At 43.4% G+C, this 24,684-nt stretch carries 21 protein-coding genes and 2 pseudogenes; 18 read left to right on the top strand and 5 right to left on the bottom strand.

Features of this window, described 5'->3' with window-relative positions:
* Positions 1-8 precede the first annotated feature (8 nt).
* From J2755_RS06710 to J2755_RS06755, 10 genes are all read left to right on the top strand, one after another.
* Positions 9-2,393 carry an efflux RND transporter permease subunit gene (locus J2755_RS06710; RefSeq protein WP_209681180.1) on the top strand — a complete coding sequence of 795 codons (2,385 nt, stop codon included), beginning with the start codon at positions 9-11 and terminating at the stop codon, positions 2,391-2,393.
* Positions 2,394-2,409: 16 nt separating this feature from the next.
* On the top strand, positions 2,410-3,498 hold the full coding sequence (locus tag J2755_RS06715) for a COG1361 S-layer family protein (protein WP_209681182.1): 1,089 nt from the start codon (positions 2,410-2,412) through the stop codon (positions 3,496-3,498).
* A 5-nt stretch (positions 3,499-3,503) separates the two neighbouring features.
* Positions 3,504-4,598, top strand: a complete 1,095-nt coding sequence (locus tag J2755_RS06720) for a COG1361 S-layer family protein (RefSeq protein WP_209681184.1) — start codon at positions 3,504-3,506, stop codon at positions 4,596-4,598.
* A gap of 141 nt (positions 4,599-4,739) precedes the next feature.
* On the top strand, positions 4,740-5,969 hold the full coding sequence (locus J2755_RS06725) for a translation initiation factor IF-2 subunit gamma (RefSeq protein WP_209681186.1): 1,230 nt from the start codon (positions 4,740-4,742) through the stop codon (positions 5,967-5,969).
* On the top strand, positions 5,966-6,334 hold the full coding sequence (locus J2755_RS06730; RefSeq protein ID WP_209681188.1) for a DNA-binding protein: 369 nt from the start codon (positions 5,966-5,968) through the stop codon (positions 6,332-6,334). The genes J2755_RS06725 and J2755_RS06730 overlap by 4 nt, the downstream gene beginning before the upstream one ends.
* A 72-nt stretch (positions 6,335-6,406) precedes the next feature.
* Positions 6,407-6,973, top strand: coding sequence for a DNA-directed RNA polymerase (locus tag J2755_RS06735; protein ID WP_209681190.1), 567 nt, complete (start codon positions 6,407-6,409; stop codon positions 6,971-6,973).
* A 19-nt stretch (positions 6,974-6,992) separates the two neighbouring features.
* Entirely contained in the window at positions 6,993-7,178 is a 186-nt protein-coding gene (spt4, locus tag J2755_RS06740) for a transcription elongation factor subunit Spt4 (protein WP_209681192.1), read from the top strand.
* A 41-nt stretch (positions 7,179-7,219) separates the two neighbouring features.
* A complete protein-coding gene (locus tag J2755_RS06745; RefSeq protein WP_394357562.1) occupies positions 7,220-7,759 on the top strand; it encodes a GTP-dependent dephospho-CoA kinase family protein in 540 nt (179 codons plus the stop codon).
* Positions 7,749-8,105 carry a 30S ribosomal protein S24e gene (locus J2755_RS06750; RefSeq protein ID WP_209681196.1) on the top strand — a complete coding sequence of 119 codons (357 nt, stop codon included), beginning with the start codon at positions 7,749-7,751 and terminating at the stop codon, positions 8,103-8,105. Before J2755_RS06745 ends, J2755_RS06750 begins: the two co-directional genes overlap by 11 nt.
* A gap of 11 nt (positions 8,106-8,116) precedes the next feature.
* A complete protein-coding gene (locus tag J2755_RS06755; RefSeq protein WP_209681206.1) occupies positions 8,117-8,266 on the top strand; it encodes a 30S ribosomal protein S27ae in 150 nt (49 codons plus the stop codon).
* 21 nt (positions 8,267-8,287) lie between these two features.
* Here the strand turns inward: J2755_RS06755 and J2755_RS06760 are convergent, their stop codons facing one another.
* The 3 genes from J2755_RS06760 to J2755_RS06770 are packed head-to-tail and all read right to left on the bottom strand — an operon-like array spanning position 8,288 to position 11,651.
* A complete protein-coding gene (locus tag J2755_RS06760) occupies positions 8,288-8,671 on the bottom strand; it encodes a response regulator (RefSeq protein ID WP_209681207.1) in 384 nt (127 codons plus the stop codon).
* 17 nt (positions 8,672-8,688) lie between these two features.
* Complete coding sequence (locus J2755_RS06765; RefSeq protein WP_209681461.1) at positions 8,689-10,845, bottom strand: histidine kinase dimerization/phosphoacceptor domain -containing protein; 2,157 nt, start codon at positions 10,843-10,845, stop codon at positions 8,689-8,691.
* A gap of 23 nt (positions 10,846-10,868) precedes the next feature.
* Positions 10,869-11,651 (bottom strand): helix-turn-helix transcriptional regulator, encoded by a 783-nt coding sequence (locus tag J2755_RS06770; RefSeq protein ID WP_209681208.1) that lies wholly within the window; start codon positions 11,649-11,651, stop codon positions 10,869-10,871.
* A gap of 266 nt (positions 11,652-11,917) precedes the next feature.
* Here J2755_RS06770 and mtbC point away from each other — a divergent pair, with 266 nt between their 5' ends.
* The 6 genes and pseudogenes from mtbC (at position 11,918) to J2755_RS06800 (ending at position 20,238) form a co-directional block, all read left to right on the top strand.
* On the top strand, positions 11,918-12,529 hold the full coding sequence (gene mtbC, locus J2755_RS06775) for a dimethylamine corrinoid protein MtbC (RefSeq protein WP_209681209.1): 612 nt from the start codon (positions 11,918-11,920) through the stop codon (positions 12,527-12,529).
* A gap of 11 nt (positions 12,530-12,540) precedes the next feature.
* Positions 12,541-13,944: pseudogene (gene mtbB / locus J2755_RS06780) on the top strand ([dimethylamine--corrinoid protein] Co-methyltransferase).
* A gap of 91 nt (positions 13,945-14,035) precedes the next feature.
* Positions 14,036-15,526 carry an APC family permease gene (locus J2755_RS06785; RefSeq protein WP_209681211.1) on the top strand — a complete coding sequence of 497 codons (1,491 nt, stop codon included), beginning with the start codon at positions 14,036-14,038 and terminating at the stop codon, positions 15,524-15,526.
* Between the two features lie 450 nt (positions 15,527-15,976).
* A complete protein-coding gene (locus tag J2755_RS06790) occupies positions 15,977-17,188 on the top strand; it encodes a peptidase U32 family protein (RefSeq protein WP_245312749.1) in 1,212 nt (403 codons plus the stop codon).
* A gap of 93 nt (positions 17,189-17,281) precedes the next feature.
* Complete coding sequence (locus J2755_RS06795) at positions 17,282-19,132, top strand: DNA topoisomerase VI subunit B (protein WP_209681215.1); 1,851 nt, start codon at positions 17,282-17,284, stop codon at positions 19,130-19,132.
* The gene (locus J2755_RS06800) at positions 19,129-20,238 is read left to right on the top strand and encodes a DNA topoisomerase IV subunit A (protein WP_394357559.1); all 1,110 of its coding nucleotides are present in this window, start codon (positions 19,129-19,131) and stop codon (positions 20,236-20,238) included. Before J2755_RS06795 ends, J2755_RS06800 begins: the two co-directional genes overlap by 4 nt.
* Positions 20,239-20,243: 5 nt before the next feature.
* On the opposite strand, the gene J2755_RS06805 is transcribed toward J2755_RS06800, so the two are convergent.
* A complete protein-coding gene (locus J2755_RS06805; RefSeq protein WP_209681216.1) occupies positions 20,244-20,489 on the bottom strand; it encodes a hypothetical protein in 246 nt (81 codons plus the stop codon).
* Between the two features lie 490 nt (positions 20,490-20,979).
* Between J2755_RS06805 and J2755_RS11545 the strand changes: the two are divergent.
* Both J2755_RS11545 and J2755_RS11550 read left to right on the top strand, forming a co-directional pair.
* Positions 20,980-21,471: pseudogene (locus J2755_RS11545) on the top strand (right-handed parallel beta-helix repeat-containing protein); the annotation flags it as partial.
* A gap of 75 nt (positions 21,472-21,546) precedes the next feature.
* Positions 21,547-23,805, top strand: a complete 2,259-nt coding sequence (locus J2755_RS11550; RefSeq protein ID WP_209681218.1) for a NosD domain-containing protein — start codon at positions 21,547-21,549, stop codon at positions 23,803-23,805.
* A 143-nt stretch (positions 23,806-23,948) separates the two neighbouring features.
* Here J2755_RS11550 and J2755_RS06825 read toward each other — a convergent pair whose 3' ends face one another.
* The gene (locus tag J2755_RS06825; RefSeq protein ID WP_209681219.1) at positions 23,949-24,584 is read right to left on the bottom strand and encodes a spondin domain-containing protein; all 636 of its coding nucleotides are present in this window, start codon (positions 24,582-24,584) and stop codon (positions 23,949-23,951) included.
* Positions 24,585-24,684: the final 100 nt, after the last annotated feature.

Here is a 24,684-nt window from a genome sequence, read left to right on the forward strand (position 1 = left end):
AAGTTGAAATGAAAGGATTCTTTGAAAAACTTGGCGTTTTTATCGAAGACAATCGTTTCCCTGTTCTGATAATTGCATTTTTATTGGTAATTACCGCGGCACAGGGTGCCCAGCTAATTGAAATGAAATCAGGCACAGACACTTTTGTTGAAAAGACTTCTACGCTTTATCAGGATTTTGACCATCTTTATTTGAGCCTCTTTAGCACAGAAGCCATCGTTGTGATGGTTGAGGGAGAAGATGTTCGGAATATTGAAGTTTTCCAGGCTCTCGACAGGCTTGAAAGCACATCTTCCCGGGTTCCCGGTGTAGTGGGTACCTTTAGTCCGGCCTCAGTTACAAAGGATCTTAATCTGGAAATGAATGGCAGATGGGCTATTCCTGAAAGTGAATCCGAATTTACTTCTATTACAAACAACGTTCCTGAATCCCTAATGCCTGATGGGACTCATGCTCTGCTCTATATAGAGACGGCTGGTGATTCAAGCGAAATACAGAAGCAGGAAGTTCTGCGGGAAGTTGAAACCTCTGTAGGATTGGTTCAATTCCCGCCGGGGTATGAAGTAATTGTGACCGGAGAGCCTGCTTTCAATGTTGCAATGAATGATGAAATGATGACAAGTATGGGACTCTTACTCATGCTTTCAGCCTTTTTGATGGTTATTGTGCTCTATCTGGTTTTCCAGCATGTTCGCTGGAGGCTTATGCCACTTGGTATTGTTCTTCTGGGTATTATTTACACGTTTGGAGCAATGGGGTATCTGGAAATCCCAATGACAATGGTTTCCATGGCTGCTTTTCCGGTACTAATTGGTCTGGGGATAGACTATGCAATCCAGTTCCACAACAGGATTGAAGAGGAACTGGAAAGAGGTGAAACTCCTGCTGAAGCTGTTATTGACACCATTAAGCACACGGGTCCGGCAGTTCTCATTGCATTGATTATCACTTCTCTTGGATTCTTTTCGCTTCTGACTTCAAGTGTCCCTATGATTCAGGATTTTGCCAAACTATTGCTCATAGGTATTGTGATGTGCTTCTTAGCTTCGCTTTTTGTGGGGGTGACGGTGCTTTATATCTTTGATTCCTTTGGCAAGAATTTCGAACATCACAAAAAGAAAATAGATACATTGAGTCACAGACTAAAGGTTCGCCGTTTCAGATCGCAACACAAGCTTTCAAAAAAGAAGGTTAAAGAACCGGATATGCTTGAAAAAGGATTGCGTTCTACTACAGGGTTTGTTTTAAAGCATCCTGTTCCAATACTTGCGGTTGCCTTTTTGCTTTGTCTTAATGGTCTTTATGTAGATCCAATGGTTCCTATCAATTCTGATACGGAAACGTTTGTTCCACAGGATATGCCTGCACTTATCGATCTGGGACACCTTGGTGATGTTACCGGTGGTGATGACCAGCTTAACATTATTGTAAAAACAGATGATGTGACAGATCCGGTGGTTTTGCAATGGGTTGATGATTTCAGTACGCAAGAAGTGGAATCCCGCGACAATATTTATGCTTCGGACAGCATTGTCACCGTATTAAAATCCATGAATAACGGAGAACTTCCGACAGATGAAGCGGAAATTGATCGTCTGTATACCATGGTTCCCCAAGAAACACTTGACACTTACATCCATGGCAATAATCTCATGCTACTCAACCTGAACATCGGAGATGCCATGGGAGATTTAGGGCTAAAGGGCATCGAATCCCTCACAAACGTAGTTCGTGAAGACATCAGCTGGAGGGCTGCGCCACCGGGAGTCACTGTTACCATTACGGGTGGTTCAGTCGTTTTCGTAGAAGTGCTGGATGCATTGACTTCAGGCAGAGTTTTCATGTCATATCTTGGAATCACTCTCGTTTTCGGAGGTCTGCTTGTAATCTATCGTGACTGGCTCAAGGCATTTGTGCCGGTTGCAACCATGTTTATGGTAATTGGATGGACTGGCGGAATAATGTATTACTCCGGTATGGAATACAATCCCATGACTGCTACGCTGGGAGCACTTATTCTCGGTGTTGGTTCTGAATATGCAATTCTAATGATGGAGAGGTATTTCGAGGAAAGGGAAAAAGGCTTGAGTCCCGAGGAGGCAATGTCTGAGGCAAGTGTCAAAATCGGAAAAGCAATTGTCACTTCCGGCCTGACGACTCTCTTTGGCTTTAGTGCATTGATAGCATCCCCATTCTCAATTACAAGTGATTTCGGAATAATTACAGTTATAGATGTGGGACTGGCCCTCTTTGCAACCTTCGTTATTTTTCCACCTGTGATCGTTCTTCTTGACACGTTCCGGGAAAAACGAAGAGCAGAATCTACAGGCATACTTGATTCACTATTAAACAGAAAACTCAACAAAAAGCAGGGGTTGATTCCCAGTGATTAATTTTATTGGAAAGTCTATGGCACGATATTTTTTCTGTGCATTCATGATTTTTGTGGTAATTTCTTCCACATTGTTTGCTACAGTTGTACCTGTAAGTTCCAAGGAATTTATCCAGCCTTCCTATGGTTATACAACCAACTACTACGAAGGCTATGGTGTTCCGGATATTTATGCTTCGGTTCTTGGTGATAATGAATTTGAAAGGGGGGAAACTTCCCGGATAAGCATTGTTCTTTCCAACCGCGGAATTCTCTATGGCTTTGAGTCAAAAACCAGTGTAGAAGGAAGTCAGAGTGAACAACAGCTTGCGCTGGCAGAACTGGAATATGAAACTGCAAGAACAATTGCATATGGTATAAAGGCAACACTTGTTTCTCCGATTGAAATGATTGATGTGGATCCCCTGACCAGTGGCCAAACTCTTGAGAAACTGGTTCCCGGTGAGCTTCCATCGCAGCCGCTTACCTATACTATTAGTATTTCTGACGATGCTCCGGCAGGTGACTACGTCTTAATGCTCCCCGTGAGTTATGAGTTTCAGGACGATGTTCAGATGACAGGTGGAAGTGCTGTACAGCTTGGGCTGCCGGATGTGGATCACACTGTATATTATAAAGAAACAAATGCCACTCTTCCAATTCCGATAACTATCAAAGAAGCTCCCCTCTTCAGTGTTCAGGAAATTGAAGGTGAGCTGGTTGCAGGACAGTCATCTACGATTAATATCACTTACAGAAATGATGGTGAACTGGCTGCAAATGATGTTATTGCACGAATCGTAGTTATGACGCCTCTTGCCACTTCCAGGCCTACGGTTTCCCTGAGTGACATGGAGCCAGGGGAAACTGAAACTGCTTCCTTTATAATTGATGCTTCATCCACAGCAATTGCAAAGAACTATGGTTTGGATAGCGAACTCAGGTACATTGACGAGGATGGGGATGTTGCGTTCTCAGAAAACCTGAAGATTGAGGTTCCTTTGACATCTCCTGATGGGGGTGTGGATATAGGTCGTGCATCGCTGGCTGGAACCTTCCTTGTAGCTCTATACATGATTATTGATACAATACGTAAAAGACGAAAAATTGGTGAAAAAGAGGAGTAATCGTTATGCAAATTGGACTTAAATACGCATGCTTGCTCGTGCTTGCTGCTATGCTGCTGGCAATTCCGGCACAAGCGGAGTTTGTAGCAGAAAATAATGCTCTTCCCGAGCATTTCAGGTTTGATGAAAATTACTATACTGTATATGGTGGTCCGGATATTAGTGCTACCATTGTAGGAGACGATGAATATGATCGTGGTGACTCCGTAGAACTCAGCATCAATTTGATGAACAAAGGGGTGATTACCGGATTCCGCTCTGAAACAGATGGTGATGATCTTGACAGCCTTGAACACAAACTTCAGCAGGCTGAGATGACGTATGAATCCCAGAGAACAACGGCAATCGGGATAGTTGCCATACTCACCTCCCTTGATCCTGCTATTGATGTAAAATCCGGTCCTCAGGAAGCAGGAACCCTTGTCTCAGGAGATGAAACCAGTTCTCCTGTGCAGTTTAGTATTGAAATCTCCGAAAATGCTCCTGCTGGTGAATACCCGTTGCGTCTGGACTTGTATTACGGCTATCAGAAAAACATTGAAGTTTCCGGGGATAATGAAACAGATCTGGGAATTACAAATATGGACGTAGGTATGTGGTACGATGTGGGGGCACAGAATATTACATTCCCTGTATATGTTAAAGAAGCAGCTGAATTTGAGATTGTAAATGTAAGTGGTGAGCTGGTTGCAGGCGTTGAAGGTATGCTCTATGCTACCTATGCCAATGTTGGTGAAGTTGTCGCCGAAGATGCAACCGTCAGGATAAGTGCTGCTGATCCTTTCAGTACTACTGATGATCAGGCCTATCTCGGATCTCTTGAGCCCGGGGAAAGTGCAGTTGCCATCTTCAAACTTAAGGTTGATGAAACCGCTGTCTCAAAACCATATGCTATAAACAGTGAAGTCAAGTATGAAGATCAGGATGGGCATAGCAGGATCTCTGACAGTGTCAAGATTCGAACTGAAGTTGTCGAACCGGAAAGTTCAGGCTTCCCCTCCACAGCCACTATTGCTGCAATTGGCCTTATAGCCGCTCTTGCAGTAGTGTCATACTTTGCATACAGACGATTTGGTTCAGGAAAAAAAGGTGAAGAGTAACACTCTTCCCAACTCCTCTTTTTTACTTTTTCTAATTCGGGTTTTAACAGGAAGGTATTTACGTTATTAATAATATCCAGTGATGCATTAGAGTTATATATCCCATTTTTATCTAGCCCGCTGAAGGGAGGAAATCGAAAATTGAGTCAACCTTGTGTTAATATCGGCATGGTAGGTCATGTCGACCACGGAAAAACCACTCTGGTAAGTGCATTGTCCGGCGTCTGGACAGATAAGCACAGTGAAGAGTTGAAACGAGGTATATCCATCCGCCTCGGATATGCAGATACTACTTTCAGGAAATGTCCATCTTGCGCTGAACCCCAGTGTTATACCGTAGCAAAGAAGTGTGATGAATGTGGTACAAAAACAGAAGAAGTAAGGACTATTTCATTTGTAGATGCTCCCGGCCACGAGACTTTGATGGCTACGATGCTTTCAGGAGCGGCTATTATGGATGGAGCAATTCTCGTCATTGCTGCAAATGAGGATTGTCCGCAACCTCAGACCAAGGAACACTTGATGGCTCTGGATATCATCGGAATTGAGAATCTTATTATTGTGCAGAACAAGATCGATCTTGTTTCAAAGGAAAAGATCATTGAGAATTATCACCAAATCAAGGAGTTTGTTAAAGGAACGGTCGCTGAAAACGCTCCTATAATTCCGGTTTCTGCCCAGCAGAATATCAATATAGATGTCCTGATAAAAGCAATGGAAGAGTACATCCCGGCTCCTTCACACAAGCTTGACAAAGACGCAAAATTGCTCATTGCCAGATCTTTTGACATAAACAAGCCCGGAACTTCCATTAAGAAAATTGCCGGTGGTGTACTTGGCGGAACACTTACAGAAGGTATCCTGCGTGAGGGTGACGAACTGGAAATCCGACCAGGTATGAAAGTGGAAAGTGAGAATGCTGTTCGCTGGGATCCTATTTATACAAAAATAGAACGTATTGTCGCAGGAGATGAAACAGTGGAGGAAGCAACTCCCGGTGGTCTTCTTGCAGTAGGTACCAGTCTCGATCCAAACCTTACAAAGAGCGATTCATTAACCGGACAGGTTGCAGGTGCTCCGGGCACATTGCCACCGACTTTTGATATATTCACTCTTCAGCTTCACCTGCTTGAGCGTGTTGTTGGTATTTCCGATGATGATGAAGAAATCGTGAAAATCAAGACAAGTGAACCTCTTATGCTCAATGTGGGCACTGCAACGACCGTGGGAGTTGTAACAAGTGCAAGAGGGGAAGTTGCGGAGATTAAACTGAAACGTCCGGTATGTGCTGAAATTGGTTCTACTGTTGCAATTAGCCGCCGTGTTGGCTCTCGCTGGAGACTAATAGGCGTCGGAGTAATTGAGAATTGAAAGTAATCATTGACACCAATGGATTGATGATCCCGGTGCAATTCGGGGTCGATATTTTCACGGAGCTCCAGCGAATGGGTTACAATGAATTCATTGTACCTTCGGCAGTTGTTGATGAGCTCAAAGTGTTAATCAAGCGCTATCGCGGAGAGCAAAAAGCTGCATCTAAAGTTGCTCTTTCTCTTTGCCAGCGTTGTGACATAATGGAAAAGTCGGGTATTGCCGACGATGTTATTGTGGATATGGCATCTGAATTGGAATTGCCGGTTCTTACAAATGACATTGGTTTACAAAAGAGATTGGAAGAGCACAAAATACCGATTATTCGGTTGCGGCAGAAAAACAGGCTTGAACAATCCTGGTAGACGTGCAATACCAAAATGATATATAAGAGAGCGTTATCTGTGGTAGTCTGAGATCATTGTGGAGATGTAGTCATGTATAAAAGGATGAAACTTGTTGATACTGTCCGTGTTGCTCCTAATCTTCTGGGAGATGATGTCAGGGTTAGCGTAAAAGATGCCCTGAAAGCTAAACTGGAGGGCAGGGTAGACAAGAATATCGGCTCAGTTGTGGCAGTCACTGATATTGATGAAGTAGGTGAAGGGCACATCCTTGTAGGTGACGGGGCTGTTTATTACGACGTCACTTTTGAAGCAATTGTTTTTGTTCCGGTGCTTCAGGAAGTTATCGAAGGCGAAGTTGTGGAAACCGTCGAGTTCGGTGCCTTTGTGAGTATTGGTTCCATGGATGGGCTATTGCATGTAAGCCAGATTACTGATGATTTCATGTCATATGATGGGAAAAACGGCAGGCTTCTCAGCAAAACCGGTGGAAGGTCACTTGCAGAGGGTGATCGTGTAAGAAGCCGTATTGTTGCTGTAAGTATTAACGAACGCGAGCCTCGCGATACCAAGATAGGTTTAACAATGAGGCAGCATGCACTCGGTAAGATGGAATGGCTCGAGGAAGAGCGCCGTCCAAAATCCGAGCAGGCAGAATAAATTCAGGAGTGAATAAACAATGGCAGATCAGGTTTGCAGGGAATGCCATCGCATTGTTTCAGGACAGACATGTCCCCTATGTGGTACCAGTAACCTCAGTTCAGACTGGAGCGGGCTTGTCATTATCGTAGATCCGGAAAAGTCTGAAATTGGTAAAAAAATTGGTGTGGACGTTGCTGACAAGTATGCATTAAAGGTGCGATAAACTTGTCCTGTTTAACTCTCCCGGAATCACTTCGTCCAATTATGCGGAAGCAGTTTGGAACTCTTTATGAAGGACCCGGGGAAGTAGCAGTTAATAGCATTTTGAAAGATCTTGGAAATCCCACAAAACTTATATCTGTGGGTGATGTTACTACATTCCACTTGCTCAAATCTGGTATTGTACCGGATATCCTGATAGTTGATGACAGGACACACCGCGGACCTGCATCTGAAAAGGTAATTAAAGGTACAAAACATGACGGTTTCAAGGAACTTGAAGTCAATAATCCGTCAGGTACCATCACCGAAGACTTGCTGGATGCCCTTGCCGACGCCGTATCGTCGGACCAGCGTTTTCGTATATTCGTGAAGGGTGAAGAGGATCTTGCAGCATTGCCAGCAGTAATCATGGCGCCGGATGGTTCCGTTGTTTTATACGGACAACCAGATAAAGGTATGATGCTGGTGAGAATCACATCCTCTAAAAAACTCGAAATGAAAGAGTTAATGGATCAAATCATCAACGAACAAGAAGATAATCAACAATTGGATTCTATTCGGAGGAAACTTTATGGATATTAATATCACTGAAGACAAGAATAATTCACTTTTCAACAGGCGTGAGGTGAACTTTAACGTAACTTTTGAAGGTCCTACACCTTCCAGAAAAGACGTCAAACTCAAAATGGCTGCAATGTTAAACTGTTCTCCACAGCTTGTTATTGTGCAGAGCCTTGACAACCTGTTCGGTAAAGAAGAAGTTATCGGCTATGCTAAGATTTATGAATCCGAAGATCGCATGAAAGAGATCGAAAAGGAATATGTCCTAAAAAGGAATGAACTTCCGGAAGAAGAGCCTGAAGAAGAAACTCCTGAGGAAGAAGAAGACGCTGCCGAAGAGGCTGCTGAGGAAGCAAGCGAAGAATAAGGTGTTTTAAAATGGCTGTAAAAGACTATTATAAGGTAAGCGGAGACAGCATTGAAAGAGTCAACCAGTTCTGCCCACGCTGTGGAGAAGGTGTTTTCCTGGCAGATCACAAGGACAGGCTTTCATGTGGGAAATGCGGTTACACCGAATTTAAGAAATAATTTTCCCAATCTTTTTTCTTTTTATTTTTCATTTTTATGTGTGTCCAGTGCGAGCTCTATAGTGGCGCGTAAATCACTTTCCTCAAATGGTTTTGTGATATATCCATATGGACAGGTTTCCTTTGCTCTCTGTATTATTTTGTCATCGGAATAAGCTGTGAGATAAACCACCGGGATTTTCATCCTGTCGGAAATTGTTTGAGCAGCAGTAATGCCGTCAATGTCTCCCTTTAACATAATATCCATCAGTATCAGATCAGGGAACGTGATCTCGGCTTTCTTGATGGCCTCTTCTCCGGATGATGCAATACTGGGAACAATGTATCCCATATTCTTGAGCATGCGTTTAATACCCAATGCCACAATTTTCTCATCTTCAACTACTAGGATTTTCTCTCCTGTCATGATTTGATTCACCCGGTTTATTTGTCTTCTGTGAAAGTTATTGTAAACTTTGTTCCGCTAGTCGTATCAAGATCTATCTTTCCATCAATTTGTTCTACAAGCGTGTAAACCAGCTGAAGTCCCAGTGAATCCGTATTTTCCACATCCAGATTCTCAGGCAATCCGATACCATTGTCTGATACTATCAGCTTGTATTCAGAGTTGAATTTCTTTAGTTCAATTGTAATTTGTCCTTTGTCCTCGAATGCATATTTCAGGGCATTTGAAACAAGTTCATTAATTATTATTCCAAGAGGTACTGCAGTATCAACGCCCAGGAATACATCTTCAACTTCAAGTTCTATATTTACATCACTTTTTCTGAGAACATATGATTGGGATAAATAGTTAATAAGATTCTTGCTGTAGTCTGCGAAATCTATACTTTCCATATCTTCAGACTGGTACAGTTTCTCATGGACAAGTGCCATTGTTCGTACCCTGTCCCGGCTGTTTTTGAATGCATCCAGCACATCCATGTCCTTGAATTTTTCGGATTCAAGGAACAGAAGTGTGGAAATCACCTGTAGATTGTTCTTGATACGATGATGGATTTCCTTTTTGCGGATGTCTTCAATTTTGAGAAGGGCTTCTTCCGCACGCTTACGTTCATCAATATTCACAATGATGCCCTGTAAATCTTTGACATTGCCTTCGGCATATCTTCCGATGAATGTTCTTTCGTCTACCCACCTGATCTCCCCACTCTTAGTAATTATCCTGTATTCGCATGTGAATTCGGTTTCACCATTTTTGATTGCTTCGGCAAGATTGGATTCAACAATTTCAAGGTCTTCCGGTACGACCATATCTCCATAGGTAATAGTCCCATCTTCAAAATCATTCTGGGAATAGCCAAATTGTGAAATATTTTTCGAGACAAATTCTACAGGCCAGTTTTTTTCAGCTCTCCATTTGAAAACGATGACAGGACTACTGTTGACAACATTTTCCATTTCTTCCCGAAGCTGCTTTGCATTTTCAAGAGCTTCCAGAATATCATTAAGACCTTCCGGTATTTTCTTAAAATCCACATCAACTTCAGTATCTGCACGAATGTCAAGTTTTCCTCCGACGGCTTCATCGGAGATGTATTTGAAATCCCTGACGATTTCATTAATCGGCCGGCTTATTGAACGGGCTATCAGGGCTGCAACAGCACCCATGAAAAGAGTGGATATTGAACTGATAATCATTAGCCTGTGACGAAGATCGGTTACTCCTGCAAGCATTTCTTCTTCTGGAACCACAAGTATGAACGAATAATTGGATGTTTTGACAGGTTCGTAGAACATTACACTTTTTTTGTTGGTAATCGGATCTATAGTCCTTATGTATCCACTATTACCTTTGCGGATTTCTTCCGCCATCAGATCAATTTCGGGTACATTGAAGTCATAGAGAGTCTTTGAGCCTACCCATTCCTTGTTTGTGGGATGGGAAATTAGGATACCCGTGTTTCCCGTCATGAAGGCATAACCGGTTTCAAATGTTTTCACCTGATTAACGATTTCATCAATATAATTGAGGCCAACGTCCACACCGCCGATTCCTATGAATTCATCATTCTTTATTATTGGCGACGCAAAACTTACGATAAAAACACCTTCATAGTAATATGGCTCTGTAAGAACCGTATTTTTGGTGTTTTTTGGCACCTGGTAATAATCAAGGGTGTCATAATTAAGCAAGGGATCAAGTGTGGTGTTTGAACCCCGGAGGCGGTTCCAGTAAGGGATAAACCGTCCTGTATCATCGTGCCCGTATGTATTTGCATAGAGATGATCGTTTTCGTCAAATGCATCTGGTTCATAACAGACATACGTACCTATCAGATTGGGATTATCTTCTAAGAGCTGGTAAAGCATGTTGTTAACTTCATCACGATCATTCGATTCGTACTCGCTTAAGGTTGATGCAATGGTCTGGCCGATTGCCTGGTTGGATCGCATATCAATGTCAAATTGATTGGCGTAGCTTCGTGCTTTCTCAATAGATTGTTCATATGCCAGCTGCTCTTCCTGCGTTGTTACTGTAGATATGATAATAGCAGTGGATGAAATAAGTACAAGTGCCACTCCTACAAGTATAAAAAGCATGAGTTTGGACTTAAGTGAAACGTGTTTCCATTCCATCATGTTCCTCTGATCCGATCTCTTTACAACTTATTTATTTGTTCAGCCTTTTCTTTGTAGCTGTCAAAAAAACGCTCTCCCCACTTAATGGCACTGTCATCAAAACTCATTATTTTCTTGTGATCGTATATTCCATTTTTGTTGAATAAACAGATGTATACGAACATATCTGTCACTGCAATGGTTGTGGCGATGTCATTTTTTAGAATGTAAAGTTTAGTGTTTTTTGAGTTTGCCATGGTATTTATTTCTTCATAGCATTCCTCTATCATCCGTTCATAGACCATTTCCGTGAAAATAAGATCCAGCTCAATACCTTTCTGTGAAATCTCGGAATATAATTTTGGATACAGGGGATGGAAATAGGATAGCATCGTCCTGACTTTGGCTGCTTTTCCCAAGTTCTCGGTGAATTCTTCGGGTAGGTCAAACAAATGATTGATATCTGGCTCAATTACCATACAATCGCCGAGTTCTCCCAGTTTTTGTGTAAGTCTGGATGGTATCGGGGAGAGATCTCTTGTGGCCCAGTATTCCGGATTTTCTTCAATTACTTCAAGGGTACTCAGAAGTGGGTTCATGTTATCGACTATGATTTTGCCAACTTCTGAAAGTGAAAATACTCTGTCTTCTTCCAGTACAAGATCATTATCCATTAATATCTTGATTTGTGGCATCATTGCCTTGGAAGTAACATTAAGGGATTTTTTGATCTGATCCATGTCGCGTGGACCTTCCATCAACAGTAACAACAGGCGTTTCCTTTTTTCAGAAAGCCATATTGTATCACTCAGGGATGACCTCATCAAATCACGGTTCCTATAAGTCTGAGAGCTTTGTTTATTTTCCTTTCCCTCTGTAAATTCAATTTTTTAATCAAACAATAATAACCAATCCCTTTGGAATTTACCAAAGCAATTAGTCATTTCCCACGTCCTTAGTATATGCAATACGATTTGTGCTATATATGAATTACCACCTCTCGTTTTTAGTGATCTTTTCGAAGATCCGCTTCCAGTCGTAAATTGGAAAGGAGGTTGTAACTACGGCAAACGAAGAATTATACAAAGAATTGACTGATGCAATCGTCAGTTGCAAGAAAGACGCTGTTTTAGCAGCTGTTGCAAAAGCACGTGGTACGTTAAGTGCACCAGACATAATTGAGAAAGGTCTGGCTGCTGGTATGAACGAGGTTGGTACACTTTTTGAGAGGGGTAAATTATTCCTTCCACACGTCATGATGGCTGCAGAAGCCATGCAGGCTGGTGTAGATGAACTTCAGGATGAAATGGGAGAGGGAGCAGGCAGTGCAAAACTCGGTGTAATTGTAAATGGTACCGTCGAAGGCGACGTACACGACATAGGTAAATCTATTGTATCCACTATGCTTCAGACCGCCGGGTTTGAAGTTCATGACATTGGCCGTGATGCTCCTGTCAAGAATTTCATTGACAAGGCAAAGGAAGTTAACGCTAACATGGTCGGTATTTCCGCACTTATGACCACCACCCTTCAGGGCCAGAAAGAAGTTATCGAGGCTCTTAAGGAAGCAGGTCTGCGCGACAAGGTCAAGGTCATGGTCGGTGGCGCTCCAGCAACCAATGCATGGGCAAAGAAAATAGGTGCTGACTGCTATGCAGAAAACGCAAGCGATGCTGTCAACAAAGCAAAGGAACTTCTCTGAGGTGATTTGAAATGGCAACAGAATACATGCTCAGGATGGGTGACGGTGAAAAGATCTTCATGACAAAGGAAGACATCCTCGCTGACATCCAGGAAGGTAGCGCTGACGCAGCAGATCTCGGAGACGTTGCAGCACTTACCGATGACGAAATGGACAAGATGCTGTCCATCATTATCAACCCTAACAGGATTGTAGGTGTTGAACCCGGAATGGAAGTTCCAATGACCCACGACATTGGTTCCATCAGGATTGATGGTGACCAGGGTAACAGTGGTGTTGGTATCCCATCCAGCCGTCTTGTCGGCTGTCAGATGCACGAGAGAGCTTTTGGTGCAGACACAATGGAACTTGGTCACATTGACTACAGTTACAAACCCGTCAAACCTGTTATTGCACAGGAACAGCAGACAATGGAAGTTTGCCAGATGAACATGGTAATTCCTCTGCTCTATGGTGCTATGCCAAACCTTGGTCTTTATTATACTCCAGACGGTCCATTCACCAACCCAGGCGACCTCATGAAAGCATTCAAAATAGCAGAAGCCCGTGAATCCATCGAGAAAGCAGGCGACCACGCAACCCGTGACATCACATGGGTAATGCAGCGTCTCCAGGCTGTTGGTTGTGACGGTGTCAACTTTGACACAATCGGCGCAGCTGGTGATGGTGACTTCTACGCATCCCTCTACGCAATCAAGGCACTCAGGGAAGAATTCCCTGGTATCTACATTGAAGCCGGTATGGCTGGTGAATGTACCCTTGGTATGCACGGAGAACTCGAATACGAAGGAAAGATCCTTGCAGGTCTCTGGCCACATGAGCAGGTCCCACTCGCAGAAGAAGCTGGTGCAAACGTGTTCGGTCCAGTATGTAACACCAACACAAGCAAATCCGCTGCCTGGAACCTTGCACGTGCGGTAACTTTCACCAAAGCCTGTGTTGAGACAGCCAACATTCCATGTCATGTTGACATGGGTATGGGTGTCGGTGGTATCCCAATGTTTGAGACTCCACCAATCGATGCAGTAACCCGTGCAAGCAAGGCAATGGTCGAGATTGCCGGCGTTGACGGTATATAGATCGGAGTCGGCGACCCTGTAGGTATGCCGATTGCACACATCATGGCATCCGGTCTTACCGGTATGCGCGCAGCTGGTGACCTTGTTGCCAGGATGCAGTTCGACAGCAGCATGGAACTTGCCGATGCAAAAGACTATGTTGCCAAGAAGATCGGTGTTGACAAAGCAGACCTTGCCAACGAGCACGTCATGAGGGAAGTTCGTGAAGAACTCGACATTGGTATTATTACCTCTGTCCCAGGCTGTGCAAAGGGTATCGCTGCCAAGATGAACATCGAGAAAGTTCTTGACATCGAAATCAACAGCTGCCAGAAATTCAGGGAAACTACTGAATAATGTCTCTGATGGAGTGATCAGGGTCTATGGGTCCTGATTTACTTCATTTTATATTTATTATATCTATAAAATATGGAGCGTGGTGTTAATTATGAGCGATGAGAAACCAGAAGGTATAGACTGGCATCATGCAGAGCAGTGTGCCAAAGTGGTTTGTGAAACCGGTGAAGGCAGTGGTCTTGAACGTACCATTGACTGGAAACAAGGTCTTGCAATCGCTGTTGGTGTACCTCTGTTGATTATGCCATCAATTGGATATTTTGCAAGCTGGTTGTGGTCAGCTGCAATTATTGTATGGGGTCTTTCCGTATTCCAGGGATTCATGCAGAACCTGGCTTATGGTGAGCTCGCAACAACTTTCCCGAATGCATCAGGTCTTCCGGGATTTGCACAAAACGTTTTCAAAACGCGTGATCATGTAGGAAAATATGATAAAGGTAAACTAATCGGTGGATTTAGCGCATGGAGCTACTGGTTCGCATGGAACCCTGTCCTTGCTATCTTCGCAATCCTTGTAGGTTTCTACCTGCACAGCCTGTTCCCGTCAGTTGCTGCCAGTTTCACTGAATACCAGCTATCACTTATAGCAGGTGTCGTGATTTTCGGCGGTATGATTCTTGTCAACTACCGTGGTCTTTCAAGTGGTGCAACAGTTGGTTACATTCTTGCAGCCTTCTCACTATTGCCTTTGATAATAATTACTCTTGCACCATATGCAACAGGTGACTTCGTAGCTGCTAACATTACAAACAACTGGTTGCCAGACACCTGGGTATGGAATACACATCATATTCTGATATTGCTCGGTATCTTCGCAATGGCACAATGGAGCGCATGCGCATGGGAAACTGCTGCTATCTATGGTCCTGAATACAAGAACCCAGGTAGCGACGTACCAAAAGCACTCTTCTCCTGTGGTGCAATTTGTCTCTTCGCATACGTTATTGTGCAGACCACAGTTACCGGTGTACTCGGTATCGATGGTATTGCTGCCGCACCAATTGACCCAATGCTTCCTGTTGCACAGGCAGCTCTCGGTGACATTGGTTCAACAATTGCTGTTGTAATGCTCATTGCTGCTATGACATTGATCATCCAGACTGCATACCTTGGTTCCGCAAGGGCAATGCACTCAATGGCAACAGAAGGAAACCTTCCAAAGATTTTCGCAAATGTCAATGCTCATGGTACTCCTGTACTTGCAATGGTCTTTATTGGTCTTTTCAACCTTGGTCTCATTGCAATGGGTGGTGCCCCTGCAGCTATCCTCGCAGCATCAGCAATCGGATACGTTTGTGCAAACGGTATCAGCCTTTTCGCATACGTAAAAGCAAAGATGAACCCACACCTTGCAGGTCTTGACAGGCCATTCAAAGCACCAGGTGGATGGAAGAATGTAGCTCTCCTATTCGGTCTGTTCAACATCCCATTCTGTCTGATTGGTGTAATGTATCTCAACATCGTTGAAGGTAGTTTCATGACTACTGCTGTCGGTGTTGTCGTGCTTGCCCTGTACATCCCACTCTGGTTCTACTCCCAGCATGAAAGTTATGATGCTGAGGCAGCAGCCAGCGCACAGTGAAAAAATCGAACGTCCAAAACCAACCTACGAAAGGATTAGGAAGCCCCGAAAAGAACTCCTGGGGCTCCTACCTTTCACTCCAACTTTTCTTTTTTCCCTTGAATTTTTATTAATTTATACTGATTTTTTATAAGTATAATTTTAATGACATTAAATTTATATTCTAAAAGTTTAAGTATGATTGGATCTTTGTCCTTCTAGCTCAATCCCCCCTCAGAGTGAAAAAATGATAGAAATAGAAGATCTGATTATAGGATTGCTCCTTCTATCAGTTGGAGTATTTTTCATTGTCTACGTTTTGTATACCGGTGGAGATGTTTATCTTCTAAATATGAAGGATATTGTATTTGCCTTCATTCTGATATCTTTGTTTACAAGATTCAGCTCCATACGAAGAACCCCCTAAAAACGACAATAGTGATTTATATATAAACTCATATGTCTTGCAGCATGAGTCCTGAGCTAAGGCATTATCCTGATCTTGTAGCAGGTGTAAAAAATCTCTCTGCCCTGAATGCATGTAAGGATCATGTTGATGCAGTTTATTTTTCCATCGACAGGCTCAGCCTGAGATCTCGTGCCCGCGATATCACAATGGCGAACCTATCTGGTTTTGTTAATTCTATCCACGATGCAGGTTTAAGAGGATATTTAGCGGTCAACTCAGTGATTTACCCGAAGGACATGGCTCTTCTTCGGGAGGTGATGGATTGTGCTGAAGCTTCTGGCGTTGATTCTGTAATTTGCTGGGATCCGGCTGCAATAAGTGAGGCCTCTGATAGGGGGCTGCGAATTCATATTTCTACCCAGGCAAATGTGTCAAACTGGAAAACGGCCGAGGTTTACAGGTCTCTGGGTGCGGATCGTGTTGTTCTTTCAAGGGAATTATCGCTTGAGCAGATCCGGGATATTCGGGAGCATACAGATGTTGAACTGGAAGTTTTCGTACACGGGGCGATGTGCCAGGCTATTTCCGGAAGGTGTTATCTTTCGGCATATCTTCTAGGAGGTTCCGGGAATTGCGGAGATTGCACACAGCCCTGCAGGTGGGAATGGGATCTGGTTTCAGATGATGGTTCAACCGTTGAAGTAGGCGGAAATTACCTGCTCAGTGCCAAGGATCTCTGCATGATTGAACATGTTCCGAAACTGGTCGATTCCGGTGTCGATGCTTTCAAGCTGGAAGGCCGGCTGCGTGATCCCCGATACACTTCCACGGTTTCCAGATGCTATTCTATGGCTTTGTCATCTGTGAAAGAAGGTACGTTTACAAATGAAAAAGCAAGAACGTGGAAAGAAGAGCTTGAATCAGTTTATCATCGTGGTTTTTCCACGGGGTTCTATTTTGGAAATCCTTCGAAAGACGGATTTATGCTTGACAAGGATATGAATGCTTCAAAAACCATGAAACAGGCAGTTGGAGTAATAACAAATTATTATAGCAAAAATAGTGCGGCTGCCCTGAATCTTTATGAGTCCTCTATTTCAATTGGAGACAAAATTGTCATTGAGGGGCATTCCACTTACCTTGAGCAGGAAGTAAAATCACTGATCCTGGATGGTTCATCTGTGCAGACTGCAGAAAAGGGTGCAGAAGTGGGATTGGCCGTCGAGGGCAAAGTTCGTGAGAACGACAGGGTGTCAAAGATGGTGGGCCAGTGAATCTGCGTCATCTTATAAATCTATAAATAGGTTGCAAGCAGTGGTTTATCCTGATTTTGAATAACAGATCTGGTCTTTGAGGGGATTAGTCATATGCCAGTGCCAATTGCAGAAGAACTTGCAAAAAAACAGCAAGCGATTAGTGTCGCAGAATTTTTTGAGAAGAACAGGCAGATTCTGGGTTTTGACTCTGCCCCACGAAGTCTTATTACAACGGTAAAGGAAGCCGTTGACAACTCACTTGATGCGTGTGAGGAAGCCAGCATCTTGCCGGATATTATGCTGGAGGTAAGACGTTCCGGAAAGAGCGGTGTTTCCATTGTGATTGAAGACAATGGACCGGGAATTGTCAGGGAACAAATCCCAAATGTGTTTGCAAGATTGCTCTACGGTTCACGTTTCCATGCTCTTAAGCAAAGCCGTGGACAGCAGGGTATCGGTATATCTGCCGCTGTCCTATATTCCCAGTTGACATCAGGTCATCCTACTAAAATCATTTCCAAAATTAGTCCCACTTCGCCTGCTCACTACTATGAACTAATGGTCAACACAAAAACAAACGAACCTGAAATCCTGCATGATGATATAATAGAATGGGACAGGCCACACGGAACACGTGTTGAACTTGAAATGGAAGCTGCTTATGTGAAAGGCAGACGTCAGTCTGTAGAGGAGTACCTGAAGGCTACTGCGATTGTCAATCCCCATGCCCGCATCACTCTTATTGATCCTGATGGTGTTAAAACAACTTTTGAAAGGGTAACAGATCGCATACCTGAACCTGCAAAGGATATTCTCCCCCATCCTCATGGCATTGAACTGGGTACGCTCATGAAAATGCTCAGGTATACCGACAGGCAAAAGCTGGCTCCATTTTTACGCTATTCTTTCTCTAAAATAGGATTGCAGACCGCCGAGGAAATTTGTCTTGCATCCGGACTTGATCCCGACACTCCACCCTCCGAATTGGGGCGTGAAGAGGCCCGGAAATTGCTCGATGCTTTCCAGAAAGTTAAGATCATGTCTCCCCCAACGGATTGCCTGTCTCCGATTAGTGAAGATCTTGTGTACAAGGGTCTTAACAAAGAGTATAAGGTTGATTTCATTGCAACTGCTACCAGAACTCCTTCGGTATTCTCAGGAAATCCGTTCGTTGTAGAAGTCGGTCTTGCTTACGGTGGCGACCTTCCAAAGGAAGAACGTGTCGGCATAATGCGTTTTGCAAACAAAGTTCCTCTCCTGTATCAGCAGGGAGGTTGTGTCACCACCCATGCAGTTGAGTCCATCAAATGGAAACAATATGGTCTTAACCAGCCAGGTGGCGGTTTGCCAGTAGCTCCGGTTGTCCTTCTCGTACATGTTGCTTCTACTAATGTTCCGTTTACTTCTGAGTCCAAGGATGCAATTGCAGATATTCCGGAAATCCAGAATGAAGTGGAACTTGCTCTCAAGGAAGTGGGAAGGAAACTCAACAAATTCCTCAAAAGACAGGGAAACCTGAAAAAAAGGCGTGAGAAGGAAGTTATCATCACAAAAGTCCTTCCGAAAATGGCAGAGAAACTCGCAGAAACCCTTGACAAGGAAGTTCCCGATATTAATCCTGTAGTTGCCCGTGTTATGGGTAATCTTTTGGTTCATCGGCAGGCAAGTCAGAATGGTAATGGTGGGATGGATGTTTCACTTAAAGTTACCAATTATACCAGTAAAAAACTCGATTTCAGGTTGCATGAAATTCTGCCGGAACAGGTAACTGCTTCACCAGAAGCAAAGATTGTGAGTATGGGTTCAGATAATGATCATATCTGGAAAATGTCACTTCCTGTGGGCGATACGAGAGTTATTACTTATTCAACAAGCAGTGATTTCCGCATTCCTGATTCAATTGTTGAAGGAGTTGAGGAAGACATAGTTACAGGTGCAAAAGCAATCATGGGGGTTGTATGATGGCAGACAAAAATGAACACCGAAAAGAACATGACAGGCTTGCTGAAGACAGACTTATGGGGCTTGCCGGAAGGCTTTACTCCCAGTTTGTAGACGGGCATGTGCCTTCAGTAAACATGCCAACGCGTACTAAAAACAATCTTGAGTATAGTGAAGAGAGTGATGTCTGGGTTTACGGTGACAGGGAAAGCGAGAGAAGTGCCAAGACTGTCAAAGGCGCCTTCCAGCTATTGAAGACTTCACATGTTGTTGATTTCCTTGTGAAAAATCACCTTGCAAGCAACCGCGGATCGACTTTGAGGGAGCTGTATTACATCTCCGAAAACTGGGGTATTGGCAAGTTCAAGGAACAGCCTGAAAGTGACCGTCTCATCGAGGATCTTGAAGTAATAACAAGTTTGCAGAGAGAATATTTCCACATGCGTCCTGAGGAAGATGGCGCAACGATGTTTGGTCCTATAAGAATTCAGGAAGAAACCAAACGTGGAAACCGTATCATCCACTGTCAGGAAGATGTAGGGGAAAGCGGATACCAGATTCCCTTTAACGTGGAAAACATTGATTTCATCGACCATGACGCAAAGTTTATAATCGCAATCGAGACTGGTGGTATGTATGCCCGTTTAATCGAGAACGGTTTTGACGAGGAATACAATGCTATTCTTGTTCACCTCAAGGGGCAGCCCGCCCGCTCAACCCGAAGGCTCATCAAGAGGATGAATGAGGAACTGGGCATTCCTGTTGTAGTGTTTACTGATGGTGATCCCTGGTCCTATCGTATTTACGCATCTGTTGCATACGGTGCGATAAAAACGGCCCACCTTTCCGAATTCATGGCAACTCCTGCTGCAAAGTTCATAGGAGTGCAACCTTCGGATATTGTGGAATACGAACTTTCCACCGATAAACTCACGGATAAGGATGTGGATGCGCTGAGAAGTGAGTTGACAGATCCCCGTTTTGATACTGATTACTGGAAGGATCAGATTAAACTCCAGCTTGAAATAAAGAAAAAGGCAGAACAGCAGGCCTTTGCTGGTAAGGGTCTTGATTTTGTAACCAAGACATACCTGCCCGACAGGCTTTCGGACATGGGAGTGATCTGAGAAGATCACTTCAGGATTTTTGCTTTTTTAACCAAATCTGCAATTGGTTCTTTTACCTGCAATCCTTCATACATCCGCTCCTTGTCAATCCACATGTCAGATGCAGACTGGAGTCCGGATGTTTTGTGAGGTTCATAGTGGATGCCCTCAAAATGAGGCAGTTCCCGTGATTTCAGAAGCCCGTTCTCCCCTACGATGTTGAATTCCTTCCTTTGCTCGGGTTTCTGTAAGTTCTTGTTTTCCTCTGGCATTGTTCTCACCTCTTTGTTGGTTTTCTAGGTATTAATTGTTTTCCGGGGGTGCATTGTTTTATGTTTGTTTTGCTATGTAGCAATTACTGAAAATGGATTCATGACAATTATTTCTACATTGGATTGTGTGGGATGGATTATTCACAGATTTCATATTAAAAAGATAAGATAACATATTTTTTATAGTATAATTCATTATTTCTATCCGTACAAAAAATGATTTATTGTGTTAGGATCAAAACACAAAATTTGTGTGGTAGGTGGTACTATCAAACTCATACATTTTATTAAATTATTTAAAGGGGAAAAAGGGAAAAGATCTGCTTCTTCTCCAATTGTTACCCGAATTCTTGGAATAGTAGTTATTTTGCTTCTACTTACAGGTTCTTCTGCAGCAACGGAGACCATTAATGTGGACGATTCTGGTGGAGCGGATCACACAACAATTCAGGCTGCAATCAACGCTGCTGCTACAGGGGACACAATCCTTGTGTATCCGGGTACATACACTGAAAATGTCGTTGTAAATAAGACGGTAAACCTTACTTCAACAAGTGGAGCTTCAGTCACACATGTAGTTGCATCGTCTACAGAAGATGATGTTTTCACTGTTTATGCTGATGAGGTAACAATCTGTGGTTTTAATGTTAGCGGAGCTACTGACTATCACAAAGCAGGCATTCATCTGGATTCTTCAATCGGCAGCAAGCTGGCCAATAACACAGCATCAAACAATGGTTACGGCATCTAGCTCTATTTTTCCAGCAATAACACACTGACCAACAACACAGCATCAAACAACATTCTTGGCATCTATCTGGACTCCAGCCGCGACAACAATCTAATCGACAACACGGCAAACAATAATAATGGATACGGCATTTTTCTGCGTCTTTCCAGTCACAATGCGCTGGATGGAAACACGGTGAACAATAACGATGGTTTCGGCATCCTTCTGGTGGATTTTATCAGCAACAACACCCTGAAAAATAACACGGTGAATTACAATGATGTCGGCATCTATCTGTGGGGTGCCTACAGCATCAACCCCTACAAGGTGTACAACGATAACCACACGTTGTACAACAACACTGTGAACTACAATGAAAAAGATGGCATTCGTCTGTCCAGATCCAGCTACAATGATCTGAAAGGTAACACGGTGAATTACAATGGATACAATGGCATATGGCTGGATGGATCCTACAAAAATACATTTACCAGCAACACTGTGAACTACAATGAAGACGACGGCATCTCTCTGAACGATTCCACCAACAATACATTTATTGGCAACACGGCAGAAGATAATGGTTACGGCATAGGGCTGCTTTCTTCTAGAAACAATCTCCTCTATAACAACATTTTCAACAACTCTAACAACTTCATTTTTTCAGGAACAAATACCGGTAACCAATGGAACCTCGCAAAGACTGTAGGTAAGAACATAGCGGGTGGGGCATATCTGGGAGGCAATTACTGGCTTAAACCCGATGGTACCGGTTTTAGCCAGATTAACGATACGGATGTGAATGTTGACGGTTTCTGTGATTCAGCCTATTATCTTGATGTAAATAATACCGACCAGCTGCCTCTGACAAAGGGACCAGTGCTCCTCCTGAATGTAACTGATGCTCCGGGGTCCAACAATTACACAACCATCCAAGGCGCAATTAACAATGCTTCTGCGGGGGTTACTATTCTCGTGTATCCAGGTACATACACTGAAAATGTCGTTGTAAACAAGACGGTAAATCTTACATCAACTGGTGGAGCATCCGTCACTCATGTCATTGCTGCAGATGTAAATGATCATGTGTTCAATGTCTCAAATGTAGATGATGTTACCATAAGCGGTTTCAATGTCAGCGGGGCTTCAGGTTCATGGGCTTCAGGCATCCTTCTGTACGAGTCAAGTTACAACACGCTGGGTGGCAACATGGCAGAAGATAATTTCATCGGCATCTATTTGGTTTCTTCCACCGACAACACGATGGATGGCAGCACGGCAAACAATAATAGCTACGGCATTCGTCTGTATAAGTCCAGTGACAGTGAGCTGACCGACAATACAGCGAACTACAATAAATATGACGGTATCTGGCTGGAAGATTCCATTTACAACAAGCTAACCGAAAACATAGCGAGCTACAATAAATATGACGGCATCTGGCTGGAGGATTCCAGCAATAGCAACATATTGGCCAACAACACGGCGAACTACAATAAAGAAAACGGAATCCTTCTGTGGAGTTTCTGCAACAACAACACGCTGACCGGCAACACGGCAGAAAACAATACTCAATACGGTATTGGCCTGCTATCTTCTAGCAACAATCTCATCTATAACAACTTTTTTAACAATACAAACAACACCGCTTTTGAAGGAACCAATATCGGGAATCAATGGAATATCACAAAGACCGCAGGCACGAACATCGCAGGAGGATCTCACCTCGGAGGCAATTACTGGCTTAAACCTGATGGTACGGGTTTTAGTCAGGTCAATACTACGGATGCGAATGGTGACGGCATTTGTGACTTAAACTATACTCTTTCTGGAACTAACATCGACTATTTGCCTCTAGTACAACCTGTTAGTTCTTCAGATTCGCCAGCTTCAAGCAGTGCAAAGTCCGGCGGTAGTGGCGGAGGAGGGGGCGGTAACACTGGTGAATCCTTTGAGAATATTCTGGCGAAAGATGCTCAATTATCAATTGTAGTTGCTGACGGTGTTTCTCTCTATGAATTTAAGGAAGAAATGTGCAACATCTCCTATGTTCAGTTCAGGGGTGTTTCAAATACGGGGCAGATCAGTACAATTATTGAGGTTCTCAAAAATACTTCCGCACTTGTGGATTCACCAGTTCCGGGCAATGTATACCAGAATCTGAACATCTGGGTTGGCAATGCAGCCTTTGGTGACGACAAGATCAAAGATGCAGTTATCGGTTTCAGGGTTAGCAAGGAATGGCTACTGGAAAACGGCATTGAGGCATCAGCCATTGCACTTTATCGTTACAATGATGGGCAGTGGAATGAACTTTCCACCATTCAAATAGATGAGAATGACAAATATATTTACTTTGAAGCGAAGACTCCGGGATTTTCACCATTTGCAATATCGATTTCAATGAGTAGAGTTACTGTTGGGGAGGATGCGCTTCCTTCATCCGTATTTAGTGAGAAACCTGTGGAAGATCTCAGTTCCGCAGATGATCCATTACCTGACTCGAAAGCAACTCCCGGATTTAGCCTCTTGCTTTCGGCAATTGTGCTTATCTCATTGTTTGCTATGAAAAAGAGAAAACACTAAATTATCCAATTAATTTTGTCATGGAAAAGCAAAATTGATGTTCAAGCAAGCCACAATCCAACTATATTTTGGACAACATATTGCGTAATACAAGACTTTCAGTTCAGAGGAGTATCAAAAAAGAAAAAAGGAAAGAAAAGGAATCACTCAAAAGTAACGTGCATCAAATCATCCATCAAGTCGGGATGAACTGCAACTACTTCCTCTGTTGGATTTCCATTTTCAATATTTTCTTCGCCTCTTGCAGGGTCCGGCTGTCCACAGTCGAATCCACACATGAGACCTTCGTTTTCTTCGGTACCTGCATCATAGATTACTGCATTGTGCATGCCGGATGCGGCAACACTGTCAACCAGTGCATATCCGTCATTGGTTCCCACTGCCATTCCGATTACGCTTACCAGTGATTCTTCACCGGGTGCAATTTCGACAGTTGTGAATTCTCCCGGAAGGATTGGTGCATCAAATGTGACGACTTCTTCGACTCCATCCATTCCTTCAAGGTACTCTGCAAGTTGGGTATTGCTGCCGTATTCTGCCAGAGGCTCAAGGGCTTCTGGTGCCATTTCTCCTTCGAAGTCGAGGATTCCTTCAGTAGTGTGGACCACAACAAGTCCTGGTGAGATTGGTTGTGCATCGTGCACATTCTCAATTGTAACCTGAACTGTCATAGGTTCTGCTGGCTCTTCAACTTCCGGTTCGGTTTCAACGCATCCGGAAAAGGCGGTTACCACCAGTGTTACCACTGCTAAAACTAATAGTAGGTTTAATTTTTTCATATTATACCCCATAATTAATGGTGTTAGATTGCTACATAAATGTTTCTCATTTTATTTTTACAGTAAATTTAATATCATCCACCCCCTCATTACTGCAAAG

The sequence above is a fragment of the Methanohalophilus levihalophilus genome (assembly GCF_017874375.1).
Classification (GTDB): Archaea; Halobacteriota; Methanosarcinia; order Methanosarcinales; family Methanosarcinaceae; genus Methanohalophilus; species Methanohalophilus levihalophilus.